This window comes from Aeromonas sp. DNP9, from assembly GCF_001728955.1.
Lineage (GTDB): Bacteria > Pseudomonadota > Gammaproteobacteria > Enterobacterales > Aeromonadaceae > Aeromonas > Aeromonas veronii.
Window position 1 is genome coordinate 22,125 of record NZ_LYSQ01000031.1, and the last position, 24,140, is coordinate 46,264.

Annotated in this window: 20 protein-coding genes; 15 read left to right on the forward strand and 5 right to left on the reverse strand. The window is 58.2% G+C overall.

Features of this window, described 5'->3' with window-relative positions; translation table 11 throughout:
- The first annotated feature begins 151 nt into the window (after positions 1–151).
- From A9G06_RS18800 to A9G06_RS18810, 3 genes are read left to right on the forward strand one after another with little or no spacing between them, the layout of a single operon-like run.
- Positions 152–2,074, forward strand: coding sequence for a PrkA family serine protein kinase (locus A9G06_RS18800; RefSeq protein ID WP_033113275.1), 1,923 nt, complete (start codon positions 152–154; stop codon positions 2,072–2,074).
- 23 nt (positions 2,075–2,097) lie between these two features.
- On the forward strand, positions 2,098–3,369 hold the full coding sequence (locus A9G06_RS18805) for a YeaH/YhbH family protein (RefSeq protein ID WP_021230168.1): 1,272 nt from the start codon (positions 2,098–2,100) through the stop codon (positions 3,367–3,369).
- Between the two features lie 9 nt (positions 3,370–3,378).
- The gene (locus tag A9G06_RS18810; RefSeq protein WP_069556216.1) at positions 3,379–4,899 is read left to right on the forward strand and encodes a SpoVR family protein; all 1,521 of its coding nucleotides are present in this window, start codon (positions 3,379–3,381) and stop codon (positions 4,897–4,899) included.
- Positions 4,900–5,067: 168 nt separating this feature from the next.
- On the opposite strand, the gene fadJ is transcribed toward A9G06_RS18810, so the two are convergent.
- Positions 5,068–7,215, reverse strand: a complete 2,148-nt coding sequence (fadJ, locus tag A9G06_RS18815) for a fatty acid oxidation complex subunit alpha FadJ (protein ID WP_069556231.1) — start codon at positions 7,213–7,215, stop codon at positions 5,068–5,070.
- On the reverse strand, positions 7,215–8,525 hold the full coding sequence (gene fadI, locus A9G06_RS18820; protein WP_069556217.1) for an acetyl-CoA C-acyltransferase FadI: 1,311 nt from the start codon (positions 8,523–8,525) through the stop codon (positions 7,215–7,217). The genes fadJ and fadI overlap by 1 nt, the downstream gene beginning before the upstream one ends.
- Before the next feature lie 182 nt (positions 8,526–8,707).
- On the opposite strand from fadI, the gene A9G06_RS18825 reads away from it, so the two are divergent.
- The 11 genes from A9G06_RS18825 to A9G06_RS18875 all read left to right on the forward strand — a co-directional run bounded on the left by A9G06_RS18825 (position 8,708) and on the right by A9G06_RS18875 (position 20,974).
- Positions 8,708–9,658, forward strand: coding sequence for a MoxR family ATPase (locus A9G06_RS18825; protein WP_069556218.1), 951 nt, complete (start codon positions 8,708–8,710; stop codon positions 9,656–9,658).
- On the forward strand, positions 9,649–10,551 hold the full coding sequence (locus A9G06_RS18830) for a DUF58 domain-containing protein (RefSeq protein WP_069556219.1): 903 nt from the start codon (positions 9,649–9,651) through the stop codon (positions 10,549–10,551). The genes A9G06_RS18825 and A9G06_RS18830 overlap by 10 nt, the downstream gene beginning before the upstream one ends.
- Positions 10,536–11,075, forward strand: coding sequence for a DUF4381 domain-containing protein (locus A9G06_RS18835; protein ID WP_069556220.1), 540 nt, complete (start codon positions 10,536–10,538; stop codon positions 11,073–11,075). Before A9G06_RS18830 ends, A9G06_RS18835 begins: the two co-directional genes overlap by 16 nt.
- Positions 11,072–12,064: a VWA domain-containing protein gene (locus A9G06_RS18840; RefSeq protein WP_069556221.1), complete on the forward strand. Its 993-nt coding sequence runs from the start codon at positions 11,072–11,074 to the stop codon at positions 12,062–12,064. Before A9G06_RS18835 ends, A9G06_RS18840 begins: the two co-directional genes overlap by 4 nt.
- On the forward strand, positions 12,055–13,506 hold the full coding sequence (locus tag A9G06_RS18845; protein WP_069556222.1) for a VWA domain-containing protein: 1,452 nt from the start codon (positions 12,055–12,057) through the stop codon (positions 13,504–13,506). Before A9G06_RS18840 ends, A9G06_RS18845 begins: the two co-directional genes overlap by 10 nt.
- A 20-nt stretch (positions 13,507–13,526) precedes the next feature.
- Positions 13,527–15,038, forward strand: coding sequence for a BatD family protein (locus A9G06_RS18850; RefSeq protein ID WP_069556223.1), 1,512 nt, complete (start codon positions 13,527–13,529; stop codon positions 15,036–15,038).
- A gap of 13 nt (positions 15,039–15,051) precedes the next feature.
- The gene (locus tag A9G06_RS18855; RefSeq protein WP_069556224.1) at positions 15,052–15,651 is read left to right on the forward strand and encodes a sigma-70 family RNA polymerase sigma factor; all 600 of its coding nucleotides are present in this window, start codon (positions 15,052–15,054) and stop codon (positions 15,649–15,651) included.
- A complete protein-coding gene (locus tag A9G06_RS18860; protein WP_069556225.1) occupies positions 15,644–16,423 on the forward strand; it encodes a DUF3379 domain-containing protein in 780 nt (259 codons plus the stop codon). Before A9G06_RS18855 ends, A9G06_RS18860 begins: the two co-directional genes overlap by 8 nt.
- 403 nt (positions 16,424–16,826) lie before the next feature.
- Complete coding sequence (locus A9G06_RS18865) at positions 16,827–18,113, forward strand: outer membrane protein transport protein (RefSeq protein ID WP_005360328.1); 1,287 nt, start codon at positions 16,827–16,829, stop codon at positions 18,111–18,113.
- A gap of 252 nt (positions 18,114–18,365) precedes the next feature.
- Positions 18,366–19,634 (forward strand): OmpP1/FadL family transporter, encoded by a 1,269-nt coding sequence (locus tag A9G06_RS18870; protein WP_069556226.1) that lies wholly within the window; start codon positions 18,366–18,368, stop codon positions 19,632–19,634.
- A gap of 116 nt (positions 19,635–19,750) precedes the next feature.
- Positions 19,751–20,974, forward strand: coding sequence for an EAL domain-containing protein (locus A9G06_RS18875; protein WP_005333249.1), 1,224 nt, complete (start codon positions 19,751–19,753; stop codon positions 20,972–20,974).
- Here the strand turns inward: A9G06_RS18875 and A9G06_RS18880 are convergent.
- Entirely contained in the window at positions 20,971–22,146 is a 1,176-nt protein-coding gene (locus tag A9G06_RS18880) for a thiolase family protein (RefSeq protein WP_069556227.1), read from the reverse strand. The genes A9G06_RS18875 and A9G06_RS18880 overlap by 4 nt on opposite strands.
- A 122-nt stretch (positions 22,147–22,268) precedes the next feature.
- Here A9G06_RS18880 and A9G06_RS18885 point away from each other — a divergent pair, with 122 nt between their 5' ends.
- Positions 22,269–22,661: a MerR family DNA-binding transcriptional regulator gene (locus A9G06_RS18885; RefSeq protein ID WP_005360322.1), complete on the forward strand. Its 393-nt coding sequence runs from the start codon at positions 22,269–22,271 to the stop codon at positions 22,659–22,661.
- 105 nt (positions 22,662–22,766) lie between these two features.
- On the opposite strand, the gene rplY is transcribed toward A9G06_RS18885, so the two are convergent.
- Together rplY and A9G06_RS18895 are read right to left on the reverse strand one after the other, a co-directional pair.
- Positions 22,767–23,054, reverse strand: coding sequence for a 50S ribosomal protein L25 (gene rplY / locus A9G06_RS18890; protein ID WP_005333252.1), 288 nt, complete (start codon positions 23,052–23,054; stop codon positions 22,767–22,769).
- A 116-nt stretch (positions 23,055–23,170) separates the two neighbouring features.
- On the reverse strand, positions 23,171–24,058 hold the full coding sequence (locus A9G06_RS18895; protein WP_069556228.1) for a hypothetical protein: 888 nt from the start codon (positions 24,056–24,058) through the stop codon (positions 23,171–23,173).
- Positions 24,059–24,140 lie beyond the last annotated feature (82 nt).

A 24,140-nucleotide genomic window follows, 5' to 3' on the forward strand; every position in this document is an offset into this window, starting at 1 on the left:
TCCCCGCACAAGGATCGGGCAGGTTTCTTCAGAATTTAACCTATCAACCGTGATGGATTACTGGAGTCTGTTGACTAGGCTTTAAAAGCGCACAACACAAAAGCAGTCATCCACTTTTTTCAGGGTAAGCGACTATAACGAGGGCAAAGTTATGGGCATATTCGAGCATTACCAACAGCGATATGAAAAAGCGAGAGAAGAGGAATATACCATCCAGGAGTTCCTGGATATGTGTAAGCAGGACAAAGCCTGCTACGCCTCCGCAGCCGAACGTCTGCTGACCGCCATTGGTGAGCCGGAGATGGTAGACACCTCAGCCAACCCCAGACTGAGCCGGCTTTTCTCCAACCGCGTCGTGGCACGCTATCCGGCATTCAAAGACTTCTACGGCATGGAAGAGGCGATCGAGCAGATTGTCTCCTACCTCAAACACTCCGCCCAGGGGCTGGAGGAGAAGAAACAGATCCTCTATCTGTTGGGCCCTGTTGGCGGCGGTAAATCCTCGCTGGCAGAAAAACTCAAATCCCTGATGCAGAAGGTGCCCATCTATCGCATCAAGGGCTCACCGGTCAACGATCACCCCTTCTGTCTGTTTGACATCGAAGAGGATGGCGAAATCCTGGAAAAAGAGTACGGCATTCCGCGCCGTTATCTGCGCCCCATCATGTCGCCCTGGGTTGCCAAGCGCCTGCACGAGTTTGGCGGCGACATCACCAAGTTCAAGGTGGAGAAGGTCAACCCCTCCATCCTCGATCAAATCGCCATCGCCAAGACTGAACCCGGTGATGACAACAACCAGGACATATCCTCACTGGTCGGCAAGGTCGATATCCGCATGCTGGAGCACTTCGCCCAAGATGACGCCGATGCCTACTCCTACTCCGGTGCACTGTGTAAAGCAAACCAGGGGGTGATGGAGTTTGTGGAGATGTTCAAAGCGCCCATCAAGGTGCTGCACCCTCTGCTTACTGCAACTCAGGAGGGGAACTACAACGGTACAGAAGGGCTCTCAGCCCTCCCCTTTGACGGCATCTTGCTGGCTCACTCCAACGAATCCGAGTGGCAGCAGTTCCGCAACAACAAGAACAACGAGGCCTTCCTCGACCGGGTCTACATCGTCAAGGTGCCTTACTGCCTGCGCGTCTCCGAAGAAGTGAAGATCTACGAGAAGCTGCTGGTCAACAGCGAGCTGACCGAGGCCAAGTGCGCCCCGGGTACCCTCGAGTTGCTGGGCCAGTTCTCGGTGTTGTCACGGCTGAAAGAGCCGGAAAACTCCAGCATCTACTCCAAGATGCGGGTCTATGATGGCGAAAGCCTGAAAGACACAGATCCCAAGGCGAAGAGCTATCAGGAGTATCGCGACTACGCCGGTGTGGACGAGGGGATGAATGGTCTTTCTACCCGTTTTGCGTTCAAGATCCTCTCCCGCGTCTTCAACTTCGACCACGCGGAAGTGGCCGCCAACCCGGTGCACCTCTTCTATGTACTGGAGCAGCAGATCGAGCGCGAGCAGTTCCCGCAAGAGCTGCACGATCGCTACCTTGAGTTCATCAAGGGCTATCTGACCCCGCGCTATGTGGAGTTCATCGGCAAGGAGATCCAGACCGCCTATCTCGAGTCCTACTCCGAGTACGGTCAGAACATCTTCGATCGCTACGTCACCTACGCCGACTTCTGGATCCAGGATCAGGAGTACCGTGACCCCGAAACCGGCCAGCTGTTTGACAGAGCGTCCCTCAACAGCGAGCTGGAGAAAATTGAAAAACCTGCCGGGATCAGCAACCCGAAAGATTTCCGCAACGAAATCGTCAACTTCGTGCTGCGTGCCCGGGCCAACAATGCAGGCCGTAACCCCAACTGGACCAGTTACGAGAAGCTGCGCACCGTGATCGAGAAGAAGATGTTCTCCAACACGGAAGAGCTGCTGCCGGTTATCTCCTTCAACAGCAAAACCTCGGCCGAGGAGCAGAAGAAGCACGATAACTTTGTCGAACGGATGATGGAGAAAGGCTACACCCGTAAACAGGTGCGACTGCTCTCCGAATGGTATCTCAGGGTACGCAAGTCATCCTGACCCTGACTGTTCAAGGGGGAGTTATGGCGCATTTTATCGACCGCAGGCTCAACGGCAAAAACAAAAGCGCTGTCAATCGGCAGCGCTTCATCCGCCGCTACAAGAAGCAGATAAAACAAGCGGTCTCGGATGCTGTCTCCAAGCGCAGCATTCAGGACGTAGACAAGGGCGAGAGCATCAGCATCCCGACCAAGGATATCGGCGAGCCCCATTTTCATCAGGGGCACGGCGGTAAACGGGAGATGGTGCATCCCGGCAATGATCAGTTCGTCTCCGGCGACAAGATTGACCGTCCCAAAGGAGGGGGCGGCGGACAGGGTTCCGGCGAGGGACAGGCATCCAATCAGGGTGAAGGAGCCGATGATTTCGTGTTCCAGATCTCCAAGGATGAGTATCTCGATCTGCTTTTTGAAGATCTGGAGCTGCCCAGGCTGCAGAAAACCCAGCTCAACCAGCTGATGGAGGTGAAAACCTATCGGGCTGGCTACACCTCAAACGGGGTGCCCGCCAACATCAACGTGGTGCGTTCCCTGCAAAATTCGCTGGCGCGGCGCATGGCGCTGCAAGCGGGCAAGAAACGCCAACTGCACGAACTGGAAGAGCGGCTGGCTCTGCTGGCCACCGATCCCAACGAGCACTTTGCAGAAATCGCCCTGCTCGAGAAGGAGATCAGGGAGCTGAAACGACGGATCGATGCGGTGCCGTTTATCGACACCTTCGATCTCAAATTCAACAACTTTGTCAAACGGCCCGTCCCTTCCAGTCAGGCTGTGATGTTCTGTCTAATGGACGTATCGGGCTCCATGGATCAGGCCACCAAGGAGATGGCCAAGCGTTTCTATATCCTGCTCTATCTGTTCCTGAGCCGGACCTACAAGAACGTCGAGGTGGTCTATATCCGCCACCATACCCAGGCCAAGGAGGTGGACGAGCACGAGTTCTTCTACTCCCAGGAGACTGGCGGCACCATCGTTTCCAGTGCGCTCAAAATGATGAATGACATCATCAACGAGCGTTACCCGGCCAACCAGTGGAACATCTATGCGGCGCAGGCGTCGGATGGTGACAACTGGGCCGATGACTCGCCGCAATGCAGGGAGATCCTGGCGCGGGACATCATGCCAAGGGTGCGGTACTACTCCTACATCGAGATCACTACCCGTGCCCACCAGACCCTGTGGCACGAATATGAGTCGGTAGCCAGCCAGTTCCCCCACTTTGCGATGGAGCACATTCGCAAGGTCGAGGATATCTATCCGGTGTTCCGCGAGCTGTTCAAGAAACAAGCGGCGTGAGGAGGTCACATGCTCGAAACAGAAAAACGTGTAGCGCCACTGGATGACGGACCAGACTGGAACTTCGATCTGCTGGAGACCTATCACCAGGAGATCGCCCGGGTCGCCCGTTTCTACAAACTGGACACCTACCCCAATCAGATCGAGGTGATCACCGCCGAGCAGATGATGGATGCCTACTCCAGCGTCGGCATGCCCATCGGCTATCAACACTGGTCGTTCGGCAAGCGCTTTATCCATACCGAGCGCAACTACAAGCGCGGCCAGATGGGGCTGGCCTACGAGATCGTCATCAACTCGGATCCCTGCATCGCCTACTTGATGGAGGAGAACACCATGCCGATGCAGGCGCTGGTGATGGCACACGCCTGCTACGGTCACAACTCCTTCTTCAAAAACAACTACCTGTTCAAGGCCTGGACCGATGCCTCCTCCATCATCGACTACCTGTTGTTCGCCAAGAACTACATCACCCAGTGTGAAGAGAAGCATGGCATCGAGGCGGTGGAACAGCTGCTCGACTCCTGCCATGCCCTGATGAACTTCGGGGTGGATCGCTACAAACGTCCCCAGAAGATCTCCATGGCCGAGGAAAAGCGGCGTCAGAAGGCACGGGAAGATTATCTGCAGACTCAGGTCAACGAGCTGTGGCGTACCCTACCCAAGCAGCATAAAGCGGCAGGGGTGGAGGACAGACGCTACCCCGCCGAACCTCAGGAGAACATTCTCTATTTCATCGAGAAGAATGCCCCCTTGCTGGAGCCCTGGCAGCGCGAGATAGTGCGCATCGTGCGCAAGATCAGTCAGTATTTCTATCCGCAAAAGCAGACCCAGGTGATGAACGAGGGGTGGGCTACCTTCTGGCACTACACCATCCTCAATCACCTCTATGACGAGGGCAAGTTGAGCGATCGCTTCATGATGGAGGTGCTGCACAGCCACACCAATGTGGTCTATCAACCGGCTTACAACAGTCGCTACTACTCGGGGATCAACCCCTATGCGCTGGGGTTTGCCATGTTTACCGACCTGCGCCGCATCTGCGAGAACCCGACCGAGGAAGATAGATACTGGTTCCCCGACTATGCCGGCAGCAACTGGGTCGAAACCCTCCACTTTGCTATGCAGAACTTCAAGGACGAGAGCTTTATCAGCCAGTTCTTAAGCCCGAAAGTGATGCGGGATATGAAGCTGTTCGCCATTGATGACGACGATCTGAAGAACTACATCAAGGTCTCGGCCATCCACAATGACGAGGGTTACCGTCAGGTACGCAACACCCTGTCAGCTCAATACAATCTCAGCAATCTGGAGCCAAATATTCAGGTCTACAACGTGGCGGTGAAGGGAGATCGTTCCCTCACCCTGCGTTATGTGCCCCACAACCGCATACCCCTTGGCGACTCACGCCATGAGGTGCTCAAACACCTGCATCAGCTGTGGGGATTCGATGTGGTGCTGGAGCAGGACAACGGTGAACTGCCACCCGATATTATCGGCCGCTGCCCGGAGCGCAAACCTGGGATCTGAGCCGCGATCAGATATATCTACGGCCCACTTCGGTGGGCCGTTTTTTAATCGGTTGCTTCTGCCAGCATGAGCGCAGCCCAAGCCGTACAACCCGAACAAACCACAACATAGAAAGAGGCCCGCACTGTATGCGGGCCTCTTTGCCTTGCGGTCACTCTGCTGCGATTATCAGTAGAAGGTCTGCTGCTCTGCGGCCATCGCCTTGAGGCGGGCACAGGGAGCAAACCGGTCGCCGTGGCGCTTCTGGTAATACTCCAGACGACCAACCAGATGATCGATCCCGAGCGTGTCCATGTAGCGGAACGGACCACCAAGGAAAGGCGGGAAACCGATGCCGAAGATGGCGCCGATATCGCCATCACGGGCCGAGGCCACCACTCCGCTATCCAGCGCCATGGCGGCTTCGTTGAGCATCAGCAATACGCAGCGTTCGGCGATCTCCTGACGGGCCAGCTTGGCGGAAGGTTTGATCCCAAGCACGCCATAGACACTCTCGTCCACCGTCTTCTTGCCCTCTTTGCCGGTCAGCTTGTTACGCGGTGCTGCCTTGCCATAGAGGTAGAAGCCTTTGCCATTCTTGCGCCCCTTGCGATCATTTTGCAGCAGTTTGTCGAACGCCTTGGGCGCCTGGAACTGCTCGCCGCCCAGTTCTTTTTCGAGAATAGGGGAGATCTTGGCCCCTACATCGATCCCCACCTCGTCCAGCAAGGTGATGGGGCCAACCGGGAAACCAAAGTCCAGCAGTGCGCTATCCAGCACCTCCACCGGCTCCCCTTCCAGTACCAGTCTTGCCGCCTCATTCATGTAGGGCGCCAGGATGCGGTTGACGTAGAAACCTGCTTCGTCCTTCACCACGATGGGCGTTTTGCCCTGGGCGCGGGCAAAAGCCAGGGTGGTGGCGACCGTCTCGGCACTGGTGCCAGCGTGGGGGATGATCTCCGCCAGCGGCATCTTGTCCACCGGGCTGAAATAGTGCAGCCCCACGACTCGCTCTGGGTGCGCCGCCTCTGCCGCAATCTGGTTGATGGGCAAGGAAGAGGTATTGGAGGCAAACACTGTGTGTTCACCGCACTCACGCTCTACGTCTTTCACCATCTGGTGTTTGAGCGCGAGATCTTCAAACACCGCCTCCACCACCATGTCGACCCGGTGGAAACCGGAGTAATCGAGGGTGCCGGTCAACAGGCTCATCTGCTTTTCCAGCTCGCTGCGCAGAATGTGACGACGCTTGAGCTTCTTGGCCAGAATGTCATAGCTGTAGCGCATGGCATTGCCGATGCCACTACTTGCCACATCCTTGATCCGCACCGGCACGCCCGCCTTGGTAGCTGTGACGAACGCAATGCCGCCCCCCATCAGACCACCGCCCAGCACGGCGGCATGGGCCACCTTGCGCGGCTCGGCCCCCTGATAGGTGACCTCTTTCTTCATCTCGGTGGTGGCAAAGAAGATGGAACGCAGGGCCGCAGACTCGGCTGTCATCACCAGCTCGCCAAAGTGGCGGCATTCAGCGGCCAGACCGGCTTTCATCCCCTCCTCCACGCCTATGCGCACCACCTCGAGGATCCGCTCCGGCGCCGGGTAGTTGCCACGGGTCTTGGCTTTCACCCCCTTGCTGGCTTGATCGAACAGCACCTTGCGACCCAGCTTGTTGGTCTCCAGCACCTTGCCCTGCAGATCCCGTTTCAACTGATGGTGCGGTTTGCCCTTCTTGGCCAGCTTGATGGCGGCATCCAGCAAAATGGACGGCGGCACCACATCGTCCACCAGCCCCAATTTCTTGGCTTGTTTGGCCCGCACCTGCTTGCCGGTCAGCATCAGATCCAGCGCCTTGGCCACCCCGATAAGACGCGGCAGACGCTGGGTACCGCCAGAGCCCGGCAGCAGGCCAAGCTGCACTTCCGGCAATCCCAGCACAGATTTGCCGTGATCGGTCACCACACGGCCATGACAGGCCAGCGCCAGCTCCAACCCGCCACCGAGGCAGGGACCATGAATGGCGGCGATCACCGGAATGGTCAGCCCCTCGATCTCGGCAAAGATCTCCTGCCCTTCTCGTGACAGGGTCTCGGCATCCTTGGCACTGGTGCAGGCGGCCAGCATGGTGATATCAGCACCAGCGATGAAGGAGTCCTTTTTGCCGGAGGTGATCACCAGCCCGATCAAATCCTTGTTGCGTTTTACCTCGTCCAGTACGGAGCGGATCTCCTCGACAAAGGCGGCTTTCAGGGTATTCATGCTCTCGCCCGGCACATCCATGGTGAGGATGCCGATGCCATCTTTACGAACATCAAGGGAAAAAGTCTTAGCGCTCATCATTCAACCTCCAACACCATAGCCACGCCCAATCCACCCGCCGCACAGGCGGTGTTGAGCCCCAGTCCCCCACCGCGACGACGCAGCTCATGCAAGGTCTGGGTGATCATCCGCGCACCGGTCGCGGCAAAGGGGTGGCCATAGGCCAGCGAACCGCCGAGGACGTTGAACTTCTCCATGTCTACCTCGCCGATGGCCTGATCGCGGCCCAGCTTGTCACGGGCAAACTCGTGGCTGGCAAACATCTTGAGGTTGGCCAGGGTCTGGGCGGCAAAGGCTTCGTGCATGTCGATCAGAGTCAGATCGCTGAGCGTGATGCCGGCTCTGTCCAGCGCCAACGGCGTGGCGTAGGAGGGCCCCATCAGCATGTCTTGCCAGACATCAATGGCCGAGAAGGCGAAGCTGCGGATATAACCAAGCGGCTCGAGGCCCAGCTCTTTCGCCCGACCTTCCCGCATCAGCAACACGGCAGCGGCGCCATCGGTCAGCGGCGTGGCGTTGGCTGCAGTGACTGTGCCATGAACCCGGTCAAACACCGGTTTGAGCTTGGCGTAGCTCGCGAGATCCGAGCTTTCACGGATATTGTTGTCCCGCTCGAGCGGCGACTTGTAGGGCGGTACATGAGCGGTAAACACCTCGCCGCTGAGCTTGCCATCAGCCCAAGCCTGCGCGGCCAGGGTGTGGGAGCGATGAGCCAGCGCATCTTGCGCCTCGCGGCTGATCTGGTGACTCTTGGCCATCTGCTCAGCGGTCTGCCCCATGGAGAGACCGGTCGAATATTCAGCCACAGCAGGCGGCACCGGCAGCAGGTCCTTGATCCGCAACTGGCGCAAAATGTTGAAGCGCTGCTGCAGATTGCGCGCCTTGTTGAGATCCACCAGGGCGCGGGCCAGCTTCTTGCTCACCCCGATAGGCAGCACGGAGGAGGAGTCAGCACCGCCGGCGATGGCGATGTCTACGGTACCGGCCATGATGGATTCGGTGACGTTGGCCACCGCCTGAAAACTGGTGGCGCAAGCGCGGGAGACGCTATAGGCATCGGTATTGACGCTCATGCCGGTACCGAGCACGATCTCGCGGGCAATGTTGGGGGCTTCCGGCATCTGAACCACCTGACCAAACACCAGCTGGTCGATAAGCTTGGGATCGAGATCGGTACGGGCGAGCATCTCGCTCACCACCAGTTTGCCGAGATCGACTGCAGGCACGCCATGAAAGGCGGTAGCCTGCTTGGCAAAGGGGGTACGCAGCCCCGCCACGACGGCAATCCGTTCGCCCTGGCGAGTCGTCAGTTTCAATGGCTGTTTCATCCTGGCTCCTTGGTTTGAAAGGCAGAGGTCTGACCTCATTGCGCCACATCTTAACAATCCAATCACAAGTTTCATACAGCTGATTGAAACTAAATTAAGCACGGCAAGGCCCCTTTGCTCGCCCTTGGGGAGCAACTGGAGTATAAAAAGATCAACTTCCATAAAAACAACGGGTTTATCGCATGGCAGCGGCCGAGTTCAGAGCACTTAGGGACTATCTTGGCAGTCAGATCCTGGGGCAGGAGGAGCTAATAGAAGGGCTCCTGATTGCCCTGTTATGTGAAGGACATGTGTTAATCGAAGGGGCCCCCGGTCTTGCCAAAACCCGCGCCGTCAAGGCGCTCGCTGGCGCCGTCGAGGGACGCTTTGCCCGTATCCAGTTTACCCCCGACCTGCTTCCCGCCGATCTCACCGGCAGCGAGGTGTTTCACCCGCAGGATGCCAGTTTTGTATTCCAGCCCGGCCCCCTCTTCAACCATCTGGTGCTGGCGGACGAGATCAACCGGGCACCGGCCAAGGTGCAATCAGCGCTACTTGAAGCCATGGCCGAACACCAGATCACCGTGGGCAAAAAGAGCTGGCGGCTGCCACCTCTCTTTATGGTGGCCGCCACCCAGAACCCCATCGAACAGGAGGGAACCTATCCCCTGCCGGAGGCCCAGCTCGACCGATTTCTGCTCAAGCTGATGGTGGATTACCCGAGCCCCACGATGGAGCTCGCCATCTTGCAGCTCAATGCCGGTGGCGAACAGCTTGGCGCAGCGCCAGTGACCCTGAGCCAGGCCGCCTTGCAAGGTGCTCGCAGCGAAGTGCTGGCGACCAGCATGCAGAGCAGGCTTGAACACTATCTGGTGGAGCTGGTCTGCGCCACCCGCCCGGGCAGCGGCCTTTGCCCTGCCCTCGAGCCATTGATTGCCGTGGGGGCCAGCCCTCGGGCTACGCTGGGGCTGGCTCGCTCCGCCCGCGCCCGAGCCTGGCTTGCCGGACGTGATTATGTGCTGCCGGAAGATATTCAGCTGCAAGCCTATCCGGTGCTGCGCCATCGCCTTATCCCCAGCTATCAGGCACTGGCCGACAATCTGGATAACGATATCCTGATCGCCCAACTGCTGGATCAGGTGCCATGTCCCTAACTCCTGATCTACATCCCGATATCGCCCTGTCGCTGCCACGGCTGCTCAATATCCGGCTCTGGGCCAAGGCCAAGAAGCCACCTCACGCAGGCAGAAGCAGCAGCGAACGCGGCAAACCGGGCCGATCTCCCGGACTCACGTTTCGCGAGCTGCGCGCCTATCAGACTGGTGACGAGGTACGCCATATCGACTGGCGAGTGACCGCACGCCTCGGTCGTCCCTATACCCGCCTCTATCGCGAGGAGCTGGATCAGGCGCACTGGCTGCTGCTCGATCTCTCTCCCGCCATGTATTTCGGCTCCACACTGCAGCTCAAGGCGCGTCTGGGGTGCGAGCTGGCAGCAGCCTTGATCTGGCAAGGGGAGAAGCAGCACAACACCCTGATCTGCCACGGGCTTATCTCCCATCACCAGAGCCAGCGCGGCAGCGTGCTGCCCCTGCTCGAATCCCTCTGCCATCACTATCAGCAAGGGCTGGCCCGCCGGGCGCTTTCTCACTCTCTGGCCGACACCTTGTCCGGCGTGAAGCTGCCTCACGGTGCCAAGCTTACGATCATCACCGATCACAGACCCTGCGAGTCGGCGCTCTGTCAGCAATTGCAACTGCTCTCCCGTCGCCACGATATTCACTATTGGCAGATCCGTGACCCCCTCGAGGCTGCCCTTCCCTCTGATGGCCAACTGCCAGTGGCCATTGATCGGCCAGGGCAACACTATCAAGGCTGGCTGGATGGGGGCCATGCCGGTTTCTCCCGCCGCTACCAGCAAGCTGCCGAACAGCAACTGACCCACGGCAAGCAGTTGCTGTTGCCATTGGTGCAGCGCCTCTATCTGCTCGATAACGGCCAGACGCTGCAACAGCAGTGGCAGGAGGGGTTATGTCATCAGGGATGATCTCCCCCGCCGAACTCGACAGCGCCAGTCCCGCCTCCGAGGCCATCACTCCGCCGCTGGCCGCCCTGATGCGAGACATCCACCCGGGGCCAGATCTGATTGAACAGAGTCTTGATCCCAGGGTGCAGGCGCTATTGTGGCTATTGATCACAGCGTTATTGCTGCTGCTGATCGTCTTGATTGCCAAGAGGGTGATACGTTACCGCCGCTGGTGTCGTCAGCTGGAGGGAGATCCCGCACTGCTGGTGGCACGCATACAGGAGGCCCTGCGTCATGAAGCACTGCAACGCTGGCCCGAGGCGCGCCAGCTGCAGGGAGAGGCGTGGCTCGCCTTCGTCGATCGTCACGGCGGCAGCGATTTCAGCCAGTTCTCGTCTCACTGGAGCAGTTGGCTCTATGGCAGCCAGAACCCGACTCGCGAGCAGAGCGAACAGCTTCGGCAACATTATCGCCGCTGGGGTAAGAGCCTCTTCTTGCAACGCTATCCCCGCTTGAAGCGTAAAGCCGCGTGGAGGCAGCCATGATCCTGGCCTGGCCCTGGTTTGCGCTGGCGCTGGTGCTGCCCTTGCTGGTGCGCTTCGGCTTGCCACCCCTGCGCCGCGGTTATCTGGCTCATCCCGGGTTTGCGCTGCTGCGCCCTCAGGCCGGATTGCCGCTCTGGCGCGCCATGCTGCTCTGGTGCGCTCTTATTCTCGCCCTCTGCCGCCCCCAGTGGTGGGGGGAACCGGTTATCCAATATGAAGGGAGTCGGGATCTGCTGCTGGCAGTGGATCTGTCAGACAGTATGCGCACCCCTGATATGCTCGATAACGGCGAGCAGCAAGCTCGGTTGACGGCGGTGCGCCAGCAGATCAAAACGCTGATCGCCAAACGGGCCGGAGACAGGGTGGGCCTCATCGTCTTTGCCGATCACGCCTACCTGCTCTCTCCCCTCACTCAGGAGATCCCGGCGCTGTTGACCTTGAGCGACGAGCTCGATTTTGATCTGGTCGGCCGAACCACCGCCCTTGGCGAGGCGATCCAGCTGGCACGTCAGCATGGGGATCCTGGTCGCCCCACCGCCCTGCTGCTGGTCACTGATGGCCGCAATACCGCAGGCAATGCCGACCCGCTGCAGGAGGCCAAACTCGCCGCAGCGCAGGGAATACGGATCTACACGCTGGGGGTCGGGGCCGATCCCGATACCTTTATCCAACCCTATGATGAGGCAGGCAGCGGTCAGGCCGATCCCAGCAGCGAACTGGACGAACCGCTCCTGAAAGAGCTGGCAAAAACAGGACAGGGGCGCTATTTCAGGGCGCGAACCCAAAGCGATCTCGATGCCATCAATGCGACCCTCAATACCCTTGAACCTGCCCCCATACCGATTGCCCAGTACCAGCCGGTGATCGAGCTCTACCCCTGGCCGTTGGCACTGCTTTGTGGCTTGCTGCTTCTGCCATCAGGACACGGCAGACTGGAGTTTCGCATGGTGCGTAACTGGCTGGCACGAGGCGCGCGCAGATGGAGCTGATCTTGCTCCGCCCCCTGTGGCTGATCGCACTCATCCCCTGGCTCTGGCAAGGGTGGCACCGTCGTCGCCAGCCCCCGCTGCTCGCACCTGCGATGCAGGCTTATCTACTGCCAGCCTCACGTCCTCAGCGCCCCTGGCTCTGGCTGGCAACCCTGCCCGTCATTTTGGCCCTGAGCGGACCGGCACTGCGCGGTGAGCTGCAACAGCAGCCTGCAGCACCGCTAGATATCTGGCTACTGGACTTGTCACGCTCGATGACCGCCACCGATCTCAAACCGGATCGGGCAACCCGGGTCAGATGGCAGTTGCAGCAGCTGCTGAGCCACACCAAGGGTGAACGCATTGCGCTGATCCTCTACGCAGGCGATGCCTACCTCGCCATGCCGCCAACCCGAGATCATCAAGCCCTTTCGCTGCTACTGCCCGACTTGCGCCCCGATATCATGCCGCTGCAGGGCAGCAACCCGGCACGGGCGGTGGAACTTGCCATGAAGCTGCTGGCCCCTGGAGAACAAGCGCGTCTGCTGCTGATCACCGACGACCTCACCCAGAATCAGATGACCCAAATCGCCGCCCTGTGGCCCTGCCAGCAACGCCTTCTTTGCCGCGACACCCAGTCGGCACGCCTCGATATTCTGCTTGCCAACAGCGGTCAACCGGCCCCCATGCCCGCCATTCCGGCCAATGAGTTGGGGTTTGCCACCCGCATGCCCGCGCAGTTGCCCGCTCCCAATAGTCAGGCCATTGCCGCACTGGCCAATCGCCTCGGCGGTGAGCTGCAATGGCTTGGTAGCGATGTCCCCCACTTTGCTCCCCTCCCCACCACGACCTCGGCCCTCACCCCGGCACCACTGGATCTTGGCCCCTGGTTGCTAATCCCCTTGTTACCGCTCGCCTTGCTGGCCAGAGTCGGCGCCCGGTTGATGGTGGCGCTGATGTTGGGGTGGCAGCTGCTTGCGCCGCAAGATCTGCAAGCAGCAGAGAAGGGAGATCTGCAAGCGATGCAGGCTTATCAAGAGGGGGATTTTCAGCGGGCTGCCCGCACCTTCAACGATCCAGTCTGGCGCGGCAACGCCTGGTATCGAGCTGGTGCCTACCGGCAAGCCATCGCAGCCTATCAAGAAGTGACGAGCGCCACCGCCCACTACAACCGCGGCAATGCCCTGCTGCAACTGGGGGAGTTTGCCGCAGCCAAAGAGGCCTATCTGGCCGCTCTGGCACTTGAACCCGGCCATGAAGATGCGCTCTATAATCTCTCTCTGTTGCAAGGCACAGCGGCGGCCGCTCCCGATACCAGCAACAGCAAGCAACCCAAGCCATCGGCTGAACAGCAGGCAGCAGCAATGCCCCTGCCCCCCTCTCCCCCGGTGTTGCTGCTGGAGCAGCGACTGCGTAAAGAGGCGCTGCGCCGGGATCTGATCAAGGTGGAGGAGCCCTGGTGACGCGGGCAGGATGGGGGCTGTTGCTCGCACTCGCGAGTCCACTTTGCTGGGCCCTGCCCCCACGGGCAGAGCTGCTGCCGGGGGCCGACCCCAACGATTGGCTACTGATCATCGAAGCGGATGGCGAGCGCCAGAGCAGCGAACTGGAGATCACCCCCCTACTGCGCCAGTTTGCAGTGGGCAGAGTGACCATGAGCCGGGTCACCACCCCGGTACAACAACTGACTCGCTGGCAGATCCCGCTGCACCAGAGCGACTCACCCGCTAATACAAAGGTGGTGATTGCCCCGCTCAAGCTGGGAAATGAGTTCACTCCCTCGCTCACCCTGCCATTGAGAGAGGTGAAAACAGCGGCGCTGCCGCAACCCGCAGCCCCCTCGCCCCTCGAGATGCAGGCCCGCCTTGAGCATCAGGGCCCGCTCTATCCCGGCCAGCCGGTGATCTACCGGCTGACACTTTGGCTGCCCACCAGTATGCAAAACCCGGCGCTGAGCGAGCTTAGCTCTGCCCACTTCACCATCCGTCGCCTCGGTAGCGACGAGTGGATCGCCCCCGTTCAGGCAGGTCTACCTGGTCGGCTCACCCGCAGCTGGCTCGTTCAGGCAAAAGCGCCGGGACTCTGGTACCTCGACTCGCCCCGCTTGCAAGGGCAGCTCACGCAGCAAGGGGGAAAAGCGCAAAAACTCTCGGCCCGTGCGGCACCACTCGAGGTTCGAGTCGACAAGGCCCCCGCCACGCCGGTGGCCACACGGCTGACCCTGAGTCAACGGTTTGAACCGGCCACCAAGGGGGAAGTGGGTGAACCGCTGATCCGGATCCTCACCCTGACCATGGAAAATGGTGACAGTGCCCAGATACAGCTTGCCCCCTTGATGGCCCATCAACTGCCAGGCGGCATACAGGCACATCCCGATGGCGAGCAACAGCAGGAGCGTTACCGTGATGGCAAGCTGCTGTTTGAGCGACAGTGGCGCCAGACTCTGGTCGCGGAGCAGAGCGGCGACTATCAGCTGCCCCCCATTGATCTGCCCTGGTTTAATACCCAAAGCGGCCGGATTGAGCAGGTCAGCCTCCCTGCCATCACGCTGACATTTCAGGCAACAACAAATCGGCATCCTGATCAGCAGACATCGCAGATGGTACTGCGAGAGAGCCTTTGGTGGGTCGTGCTGGCCGTGGCGCTGCGTACGCTATGGCGCCACTGGCCCCGCTGGCGCGCCTTCTATCAACTGCAACGTGCCCTTGCCCAACACCAGCCGGATGCCAGTCGCAAGGCACTGATCCGATGGGCGACCTTGCGCTGGCAGGTCTCCTATTATCAATTAGGCCAGTTGCCCGACGCTGGGCATAATCGGCTCGGCAACGCGCTCACCGCACTCGAGCGAGCCTGTTTTGCACGGCCCTCTTCTGGCCCGCCCATCGAGTGGCGCGCTCTGGCGCGTACCCTCAGGGCTGATGAAACGGCCGGTATTGCGCATCTGATTTACCTGCTGGCGCACGGGAGTTCCCGCTCCCGCCGCCACGCCCCCTGACAAGGATTGCCCAATGGCACTGCTGTTTTTTAGAAAAAAACGTGCTCAGCAGCATATTGGTGGAAATGATCCGGCCACTTCGCCGGTCTCTGATCCCATGGCTGACAAACAAACCAAATTTGAAGCACTGGTTCATGCGCTGCATGGCGATCTCTACCGGTATGCCTACTGGCTGACCCGGGATCCCAACGTAGCGGAAGATCTGGTGCAAGAGACCTTTCTGCGTGCCTGGAAGGCTATCGACACCCTGCAGGATGACAAGGCGGCCAAAGGGTGGCTGATCACCATCCTCAGACGGGAAAACGCCCGCCGCTTTGAACGCAAACAGCTGGAGCTGATTGATTTCGACGATCACCCTCAACCCCAGCACGATGCGCTGCACAGCGAACAGGAGATGGAGAACGAGTGGTTGCACCGTCACATCGCCCGGTTGCCCGAGGAGTATCAGGAGCCACTGCTGCTGCAAGTCGTGGGAGGATTCAGTGGTGAGGAGATTGCCGGGATGCTCGGCCTCAACAAGAACACCGTCATGACCCGACTGTTTCGCGCCCGCAACCAGCTCAAGGAGGCGATGGAGCAGAAGAACCAAGCAAGAGGACACGGACATGGATGAACTCGAATTTCGCCGCAACGCCATGATCCAGCCCAACGATCAACAACCGGACTTTCTCAAAACCGCTGAAGCAAGCCAGGCCAATCGGAACTACCTCGACGAGATGAAGCAGTTCGACAGAAGCCTCAAGCGCGCCATGCAGGTAGAGGTTCCCGCCGGACTGGCCGAGCGGATCCTGCTCAGGCAAGCCATGCTGCAAGACAGTGACGCGCCAGATGAGATGCCGCCATCCCGCCCCCTTGGCACGGCGCCAGTCAAGCTCCGGACATCGACATCCTGGCGCCAGATCGCCCTGGCTGCATCGGTCGCCTTCCTGCTGGGAATGAGCACCCGCTGGATCACGCTGCCAGAAACGGCTCCTGCGGCCCTCTCCCTCGCACAGGTGGCGATGGCTCATGTCTATGGCGAAGAACCCTTTATTGAAGGTGTCGATGAGCAGGTCAATCTGCATAACATCAATGCCAAGATGGAGAAGTATGGCGCCACCTTAAGCGGGATGGATGGGCTCAAGGTGACCTATGTCAATCACTGCTCGTTTTATCAGGGACCAGCCTTGCACATGGTGATCCAGGGAAAGATGGGGCCAGTCACTCTCTTTTTAGTGCCCAAACATGTGCCATTAACCCTGCAACAGGCCACCTTTGAAGATGGCACCCTCAAAGGGGAGATTGTCCAGCTCAAAGGCGCCAATATGGTACTGATTGGCGAGATGAAAGAGCCACTTGCCCCCGTTGCCAACGCCCTGCAGTCACGTCTGCAGTGGGACATTTAACATCGCCGGTTAACAACCTCAGAACCATCCTCAATAGCAGGCGGCGGTCACGAGCCGCTGCCTGTTCCCCCCCTGATTACTCCCCTTTGTCACTCATTTGCCTCAAGATTTCGAAAAAATTGACAAAATTATTTTTGTGACGGAGATCGGCAATCCAGGTCAATAATCCACCTTTAGACCCTCAAAATGATGAATTAAACAGCAGGTTAAAACAAATGATTAACACATCGATCACTTTTATGTATTCTGCTGTCACTGGTCTGATTTCTTACCTCCTACCAGATCCATAGAATCACGCCAGAATTGATTGGGAAGAAGCTGAAATAAAAACGGATTTTGTCGAGGTTTGCATTGAACGTGCAGCCAATATCGGCAAAAAAATCTGCCTACAAGAGAGAACACCATGACGACAACTATTTTCAAAAAGAGCCTGATTGCCGCAACCATCGCGCTGGCCACCGGTCAAGTCCATGCTGCGGCATTCCAGTTGAACGAGCACTCGGCCTCCGGTCTGGGTCGCGCCTATGCCGGTGAAGCAGCTATTGCCGACAACGCCTCCGTTCTGGCCCGTAACCCGGCTGCCATGACCACCTTCGACAAGATGGCAGTTTCTGTCTCCGGCACCTACATCAAACCGGATGTCGATGTGGATGGTGCTGTTTACGCTGGCGCGAACAAAATGGCTCCAGCCAGCGAAAGTGGCATTGCTCCGGCAGCCTTCGTTCCCGCCTCCTACTTTATTCAGCCGCTGAATGACCAGTGGGCTTGGGGTATTGGCATCTTCTCCAACTACGGTCTCTCCACCGAATACTCCAAAACCTTCCCGGCTGGTGCCGGTGCTGGTGATACCGAGTTGATGACCTTCAATATCAACCCGAACATTGCCTATCGTGTCAACGAACACTTCAGTGTCGGTGCTGGTATCAACGCCGTTTACGGTGCCGCCGAACTCAACCGCTATGCCGGTCTGCTGGGCCCGCTGAACCCACCTAGCCAAGGTGGCCCGCTGCCGACAGATACTCGTCTGGCTCACCTGAAAGGCGACACCTGGGGCTTTGGCTGGAACGTTGGTACCCTGTATGAAGTCAATGAAAACCATCGCTTTGCACTGACCTACCGTTCACAAGTCGATATGAGCTTTGACGGTGATTTCCAAGGTGCAAGCTCACTGAATCGCACCGTGGATGGCAACCTGAAGCTGGATCTGCCTGCACAAGCCGAGTTCGCTGGTTACCATCGCCTGAGCCCGCAGTTTGCTGTTCATTACTCTGTAAACTGGACTGACTGGAGCGCCTTCCAGGAGCTGAAAGCAACCAGCAGCCAATGTGCTGGCGGCGTATGTCTGCAAAAAGATGAGAAGTTCAAAGATTCTACTCGCTACTCCATCGGCGGTACCTGGTATATCAACCCGGCATGGGAAGCTCGCATGGGCTTTGCCTATGACAACACCCCGATCGAAGCTGACTACCGCAGCCTGAGCATTCCCGACTCAGACCGTATCTGGTACAGCGCCGGTGCCACCTACCATATCAACACCGATATGAGCGTTGACTTTGGTATGGCTTATCTGGACGGTAAAGAAGTTGACGTCAACGAAGGTCTGCGTAGCCACTCCGACAGCCTGCGTTGGAAAGGTACTTCCCACGGCAACGCCTTCCTGGCTTCTGCCCAGTTCAACATGAAGTTCTGATTATTGATAGAATTGAAAGAGCGCTGTCAGGCGCTCTTTTTTTATCCGAAATAGCCATTTCAGCGCACACATGTAGCACACACGTGTTTATTTTTCTTTTCTAATCAATCTATTAGAGTGCATCATCCCAGCATTTAATCTTGTTTTATCCTGATACTGGCCATTACCGTTGCCTTACTGGTCATACCATATAAAATCCTGTCTCCATTCATATGACCTATTGAACCTTCGGGTAACAGCAAGGATTTTGCCATGCATCCCATCATCAAACCGTCCGCCATCGCCCTGTTGGTGATCGCGGGTCAAACCCATGCCGCCGGGTTCCAATTGGCTGAACAGTCCGCTACAGGACTGGGACGCGCCTTTGCCGGTGAGGCAGCCATCGCGGATAACGCCAGTGTACTCTCCCGCAATGCAGCAGCCATGACCCGCTTCGATCAGATGGCGCTCTCTGGCGGAGTCATCTATGTCAGTCCTGACGTCAATATTGAAGGTAACACCCGCTTGCCGACTAAAGCCGGCATCGTCACCTCCGATGCCAGTGCACACGATATCGCCGCCGCAGCCTGGGTTCCCAACGCCTATCTCATCATTCCACTCAATGAGCAGTGGCGCCTCGGTTTCTCGGCAACCTCTTACTACGGTCTTGGCGTCAAGATGCCGGATAACTACAGCGCCGGACACTTTGGCAATGTCTCCGATATCAAGACCATGGATCTGGGTACCTCACTCGCCTATCGCATCAATGAGATGTGGTCAATTGGTGCCGGGATCTCTGCTATTCAGGGCGAAGGCGAAGTCGGCGGCACCTTCCCCTCTCGCAACCTGATCGCAAAACATTTGCAAGGGGATGGCTGGGCATGGGGCTGGAATGTCGGCACCTTGCTGGAATTGTCCGAACAAACCCGAATTGGCCTCTCCTACCGTCACGATGTCACTTTGACCCTCTCGGGAGATGCTATCGTGGGCCGACCCAATGCAGATGGCTCCGTTACCGAGATCAGAGATACTGGCAGTCTGGATCTGCCATTACCCGCCACCGCAGAACTGGCTGCATTCCATCAGCTGACTGACAAGCTGGCTCTCCACGGCAGCCTGAACTGGACCAACTGGAGCAAATTCGTTCAGTTGGAAGCTGATCTCAACAATTTGCAGAACATGCACATCAAGGACGAGCACTGGGAAGATAGCTGGCGCTACGCCATCGGTATGACCTATCAGGTCACTCCCAAGTGGCAACTGCGCTCCGGTGTGGCCTATGACGCCAGCCCGGTGCCAGCCGCTCGTCGTACCATCTCCATCCCGGATGCCGATCGGCTCTGGTATAGCCTGGGAATGGGGTATCAGTTCACGCCCAACCTGACCGTGGATCTGGGGCTGACCCTGATCGATGGCAAAAAGGTGGATGTCACTGAAAAAATGGAGCTGCAACCGGGTAATCCGATGACGACCTCCACCTTCCAGGGCACTTCCGAAGGGGATGCCTGGCTGGCTGGTGCACAATTGAGCTATCTCTTCTAAATTCCTTCCCTGCAAAAAAACGCTATGCCAATTATTGCCTTACTCAATAAGGTGAACACTGGCATAGTGTTCTGCAACACCATAAAATCAACCCAGTACCTTTACTGGAGCAAGGCATGTATTCCTACGTAGCAAGACAGCCGATCCTCGACAGAGACCTCAAAACTCATGCCTATGAGCTGCTCTTTCGCGATAGTCTGAATAATGTCTTCCCGAGCATCTCATCCCAACAGGCGACGTCACGCCTGGTGGTAGAACAGTTCCTGCAACAAAATATCGATCAGCTGTTGGGGGGCCGCCCCTGCTTTATCAATTTCCCCCACTCACTGCTGCTGGAGGGATTGGCAGAGTGCCTGCCACCCGAAAAAGTGGTGATTGAGATCCTGGAAGATTCCCCACCGGATGATGCCCTGCTTGAAAAGGTGAAACAGCTGCACAAGCTGGGATATCAACTGGCACTCGATGACTTCACCATGTCACCGGATTGGGAGCGCTTCCTCCCCTTTATCCACATCATCAAGTTTGATCTTCGTGCCACCCCCCTGATGCAGATCAAAGTGTTTATCCAGCGGCATCAGACGCTGGGACTCACCTATCTGGCGGAAAAAGTAGAGGACAAGGCGGAGTTCGAGCGGGTCAAACAGCTGGGGATCCAGCTGTTTCAGGGCTTTTTCTTCAGCAGACCCGAGATGGTCAAGCAAGCCACCATGGAACCAGCGCAAGTCGTGGTGATGCAGTTGCTCAACGTGGTCAACGAGGCAGAGCCTGATATCAACAAGATTGAGCAGCTACTCGGTCAGGATATCTCCCTCTCTCTCAAGCTGTTGCGCTATGTCAACCATCTCAAAGGTCACACCAACCCTATTTCGTCATTTCGCCAGGCTGCCATCTATCTGGGCAACACCCAGCTAAAGCGCTTTGTCTCGCTGGTAGCCGCGACCAGCGCCGGCAAGGGCAAGAGCGCCGAGCTCTACCAGATGTCGATGATCCGAGCCCGATTCTGTGAATTGCTGGCCCACGCCCACGCCCCGAGTCAGCAGGCACAACAGGCCTTTATCACCGGTCTCTTCTCCCTGCTGGATGTACTGATGGAGCAGCCGATGGACAAGCTGCTCGGCACTATCCCTCTTATCGACGATATTCGGCTGGCGCTGCTGGAGCGAAAAGGCAATCTCGGTTTCTACCTCGCGTTTTGTGAAGATTACGAGAGCGCCAACTGGTCACGGGTAACGGCCAGAACAGCCCGCCTGGGGCTGAGCGAGGACAAGGTGAGTCACCTCTATCTGGCCGCCACCACCTGGGTCACGGAACAACTGCTGGCGATGGAAGCCACCAATTAATTCGTCTCGTCATTCACCTCGACCGCGATAGCGGTCGCCTCCCCGCCCCCGATACAGAGCGCTGCCACGCCTCGCCGCAAACCCCGTTGCCGCAGCGCGGCGATCAGCGTCACCAGAATGCGCGCGCCACTCGCCCCCAGCGGATGACCGAGTGCACAGGCCCCTCCATGGACATTGACCTTGTGATGAGGGATGCCGACCCCGCTCATGGCCAGCATGGTGACCATGGCGAAGGCCTCGTTGATCTCAAAGAGATCCACCTCTTCCACCGACCATGCAAGACGCGCCAGCAAGCGTGAAATGGCGCCAATGGGCGCAGAGGTAAACTCGGCGGGCAATGCCGCGTGGCTCTGATAACCGACGATCCGTGCCAGCACTGGTACCTGCCAGGCTTGCGCCGTGGCGCCATCCATCAATATCAGCGCCGCCGCACCGTCCGAGATGGAGCTTGAATTGGCCGCCGTAATAGTGCCTTCCTTGCCAAACGCTGGCTTCAGGGTCGGGATCTTCTCCGGTCTGCCCTTGCCGGGCTGCTCGTCTTCGGCCAGCAACAAGCGATCACCGCGATAGACACTTGCCAGCTCGGATGCAAACGCGCCGGCTTGCTGCGCATCGCGGGCACGCTGCAACGACGCAATAGCAAACTCATCCATGGCACTGCGGGTCAAACCGGCCTGATCGGCGCTGCGCTGGGCATGTATCCCCATCAGCTGGCCATCATAGGCATCTTGCAAACCGTCGAGGAATAGGTGGTCCAACACCTTTTGATGCCCCATCCGAAAGCCGTTGCGGGCATTATCCAGCAGATAGGGGGCACGGCTCATACTCTCCATCCCCCCCGCGACCACCACCCTGTTGTCACCAAGGCGGATGGTATCCGCCGCCAGCATCACTGCTTTCATGCCGGATCCGCACACCTTGTTGACCGTGGTAGCAGGCACACTATCTGGCAACCCTGCTTTCAACAACGCCTGCCGGGCTGGCGCTTGCCCCACGCCCGCCGCCAGCACATTGCCCATGAACACTTCATCGACCTGCTCCGGACGCAGCCCGCTTTGTTGCAGTGCCGCTTCGATGGCACAGGCTCCCAACTCAGGCGCAGTGACCTCTGCCAATGCCCCCTGAAACGCCCCCATCGGAGTCCGTTTTGCCGCAACAATTGCAATATCCATTTGCCTGCCTCTGTTTGTTACATAGCCATAACATAGGGGTTCTGACGCGATGGAACAAGAGTTGCAGTGCAGTTTACGTTTAGGTAAGGTGCAGACAGGATTTAGTTCGCCAAGAAGTCTGTATGAACAACAAGGATGAAGGACGGCGCTTCAGCATCAGTGAGCTGGCCCGGGAATTTGATATTACGACGCGCAGTATCCGTTTCTACGAGGATCAAGGATTGCTCAATCCTGCCAGAGAGGGACAGACCCGCATTTACAGCAAGCAGGATCGGGTTCGCCTCAAGCTCACCCTGCGCGGCAAGCGGCTCGGATTCAGCCTCGCCGAGATCCGCGAGCTGTTTGATCTCTATGATGCCGACAAGAGCAGCCGCACCCAGTTACAGACCATGCTGGGACTGGTTGAGGAAAAACGGGAGACACTGCAACAGCAGATGGAAGATATCAGGATGGTACTGCTGGAGCTTGATGCCGCCGAGCAGCGTTGCCAACAAGCCCTTAGCCAGCTGGGATAACCGCCTTGCTGGCTTATCAGGCAGTCCCTTCAGCCTGCTCACAAGATGCCAGATAGCAAAAAGCCACTCCTGAGAGTGGCTTTTCTTCAACCTGACGGTTCGCTATTAAACGCGAACGAAGTCCAGGTGGATCAGCTTGTAACGTACCGGGTGACGCTGGATAGCTTTCACTTTTACGTTAACTTCTTCACCGTTGATAACCAGAGTCAGTACAGACTCATAGAATTCCGGCTTCTCTTGAGCCAGGATCATTTTCTTGTGGTCAACAGTGATGGACAGGGCTTCTTTGCCTGCACCGTAAACGATGGCAGGAACTTGGTCAGCTTGACGCAGGCGGCGGCTCGCACCTTTCCCCAGGTCAGAACGGACTTCAGCTTGGAATACGAAAGACATAGTATGTATCTCTTTTGGATGAATTTATGGTGCTAACTGCGACCGGTCAGCACCTCGCAAAACGAGCGCGAATATTACCACGGGCCAAATTCGGATACAAGGTACCGACTCTGCATTTAGCGCCCCTGCTCCAACCGGGCGAATTGCTGCTGACGCTGGGCTGGGCTCAGGGCATCAAACCGCGCCAGGGTCTCGGCGCGCGGGCAGTAGAGTCCCTCCCCCGTTCTGACCCGAATGCTCTTGCCAAGCCGCTGCTGGTTCTCTGCCACCAGCGCCAGCAAATAGCTGTAGGTATCGGCTCCCCGGGCACTGGATAACTGGTTGGCAATGCGCCACAGGGTCTCCCCTGCTGCGACCTGATGACACACGGTTTGTGGACCGCCGGCCGCAGGAGCCGAGAGGGTAAGCATGACGTCACTGCCTGCGGATAAGCTAGCCGTGTGGCTGGCGAGCGCCATATCGGCGCTCGCTACTCCCTCATCTCCTTTGGCACCACTCATCCCCGCAGTGCGAAAGGTCGCCCCCAGCTGAGCCAGTAGAGGTTCGCTCTCATCGGGGTCGCTGGGTATATCAACACCACCGAACGCGTCTTGGGGTGTACGGAACTCGGCGATAAAGGGCGCGACAGGTTGCGCGTGATAATCAGGGGAACCACTCCCCTGCTGCACGATTGCACCAGCCGCAACAGCCTCCCCGGGGACAACCCCGTAAGCCATCTCGTCGATGCGCCGCAGCCTTGCCAGATAGGTTTTGGAGAGCTGCGCCTCCCCCTCGAACAGATCGAAAGGGGGGACCAGCCGGGCGGGAAAGAGGATCTGCCAGCGACCGTGCTTCTGCTTTTGGGCCAGCGGCGGAAACTGATTGCCACGCCAGGCCACAAACATCGCAGGCGGCGTGCGCGCCAGCGGGTAATATTCCGGGTTCAACTGCACCCAGGTTTGTTCCGCGATGGGTTGATAACCGCTGATCACCACCTGCGCCACACTCAACCAGATCCCCAGCATCCTTGCCTCCCTGACTTGCGGTTTGAAGGGGCTACCTGACCGGCAACCCCTTCTCAGCACCCGCTATCATGCTGTTAAAACA

Excerpts from the sequence above, each read along its gene's own strand:
- A9G06_RS18800 (WP_033113275.1), top strand. The coding sequence starts at position 152 with ATGGGCATATTCGAGCATTACCAACAGCGATATGAAAAAGCGAGAGAA.
- A9G06_RS18880 (WP_069556227.1), bottom strand. The coding sequence starts at position 22,146 with ATGGATATTGCAATTGTTGCGGCAAAACGGACTCCGATGGGGGCGTTT.
- A9G06_RS18855 (WP_069556224.1), top strand. The coding sequence starts at position 15,052 with ATGGCACTGCTGTTTTTTAGAAAAAAACGTGCTCAGCAGCATATTGGT.
- A9G06_RS18845 (WP_069556222.1), top strand. The coding sequence starts at position 12,055 with ATGGAGCTGATCTTGCTCCGCCCCCTGTGGCTGATCGCACTCATCCCC.
- A9G06_RS18840 (WP_069556221.1), top strand. The coding sequence starts at position 11,072 with ATGATCCTGGCCTGGCCCTGGTTTGCGCTGGCGCTGGTGCTGCCCTTG.
- A9G06_RS18835 (WP_069556220.1), top strand. The coding sequence starts at position 10,536 with ATGTCATCAGGGATGATCTCCCCCGCCGAACTCGACAGCGCCAGTCCC.
- A9G06_RS18830 (WP_069556219.1), top strand. The coding sequence starts at position 9,649 with ATGTCCCTAACTCCTGATCTACATCCCGATATCGCCCTGTCGCTGCCA.
- A9G06_RS18865 (WP_005360328.1), top strand. The coding sequence starts at position 16,827 with ATGACGACAACTATTTTCAAAAAGAGCCTGATTGCCGCAACCATCGCG.
- A9G06_RS18805 (WP_021230168.1), top strand. The coding sequence starts at position 2,098 with ATGGCGCATTTTATCGACCGCAGGCTCAACGGCAAAAACAAAAGCGCT.
- rplY (WP_005333252.1), bottom strand. The coding sequence starts at position 23,054 with ATGTCTTTCGTATTCCAAGCTGAAGTCCGTTCTGACCTGGGGAAAGGT.
- A9G06_RS18860 (WP_069556225.1), top strand. The coding sequence starts at position 15,644 with ATGGATGAACTCGAATTTCGCCGCAACGCCATGATCCAGCCCAACGAT.
- A9G06_RS18810 (WP_069556216.1), top strand. The coding sequence starts at position 3,379 with ATGCTCGAAACAGAAAAACGTGTAGCGCCACTGGATGACGGACCAGAC.
- fadJ (WP_069556231.1), bottom strand. The coding sequence starts at position 7,215 with ATGAGCGCTAAGACTTTTTCCCTTGATGTTCGTAAAGATGGCATCGGC.
- A9G06_RS18885 (WP_005360322.1), top strand. The coding sequence starts at position 22,269 with ATGAACAACAAGGATGAAGGACGGCGCTTCAGCATCAGTGAGCTGGCC.
- A9G06_RS18895 (WP_069556228.1), bottom strand. The coding sequence starts at position 24,058 with ATGCTGGGGATCTGGTTGAGTGTGGCGCAGGTGGTGATCAGCGGTTAT.
- A9G06_RS18875 (WP_005333249.1), top strand. The coding sequence starts at position 19,751 with ATGTATTCCTACGTAGCAAGACAGCCGATCCTCGACAGAGACCTCAAA.
- A9G06_RS18870 (WP_069556226.1), top strand. The coding sequence starts at position 18,366 with ATGCATCCCATCATCAAACCGTCCGCCATCGCCCTGTTGGTGATCGCG.
- A9G06_RS18825 (WP_069556218.1), top strand. The coding sequence starts at position 8,708 with ATGGCAGCGGCCGAGTTCAGAGCACTTAGGGACTATCTTGGCAGTCAG.
- fadI (WP_069556217.1), bottom strand. The coding sequence starts at position 8,525 with ATGAAACAGCCATTGAAACTGACGACTCGCCAGGGCGAACGGATTGCC.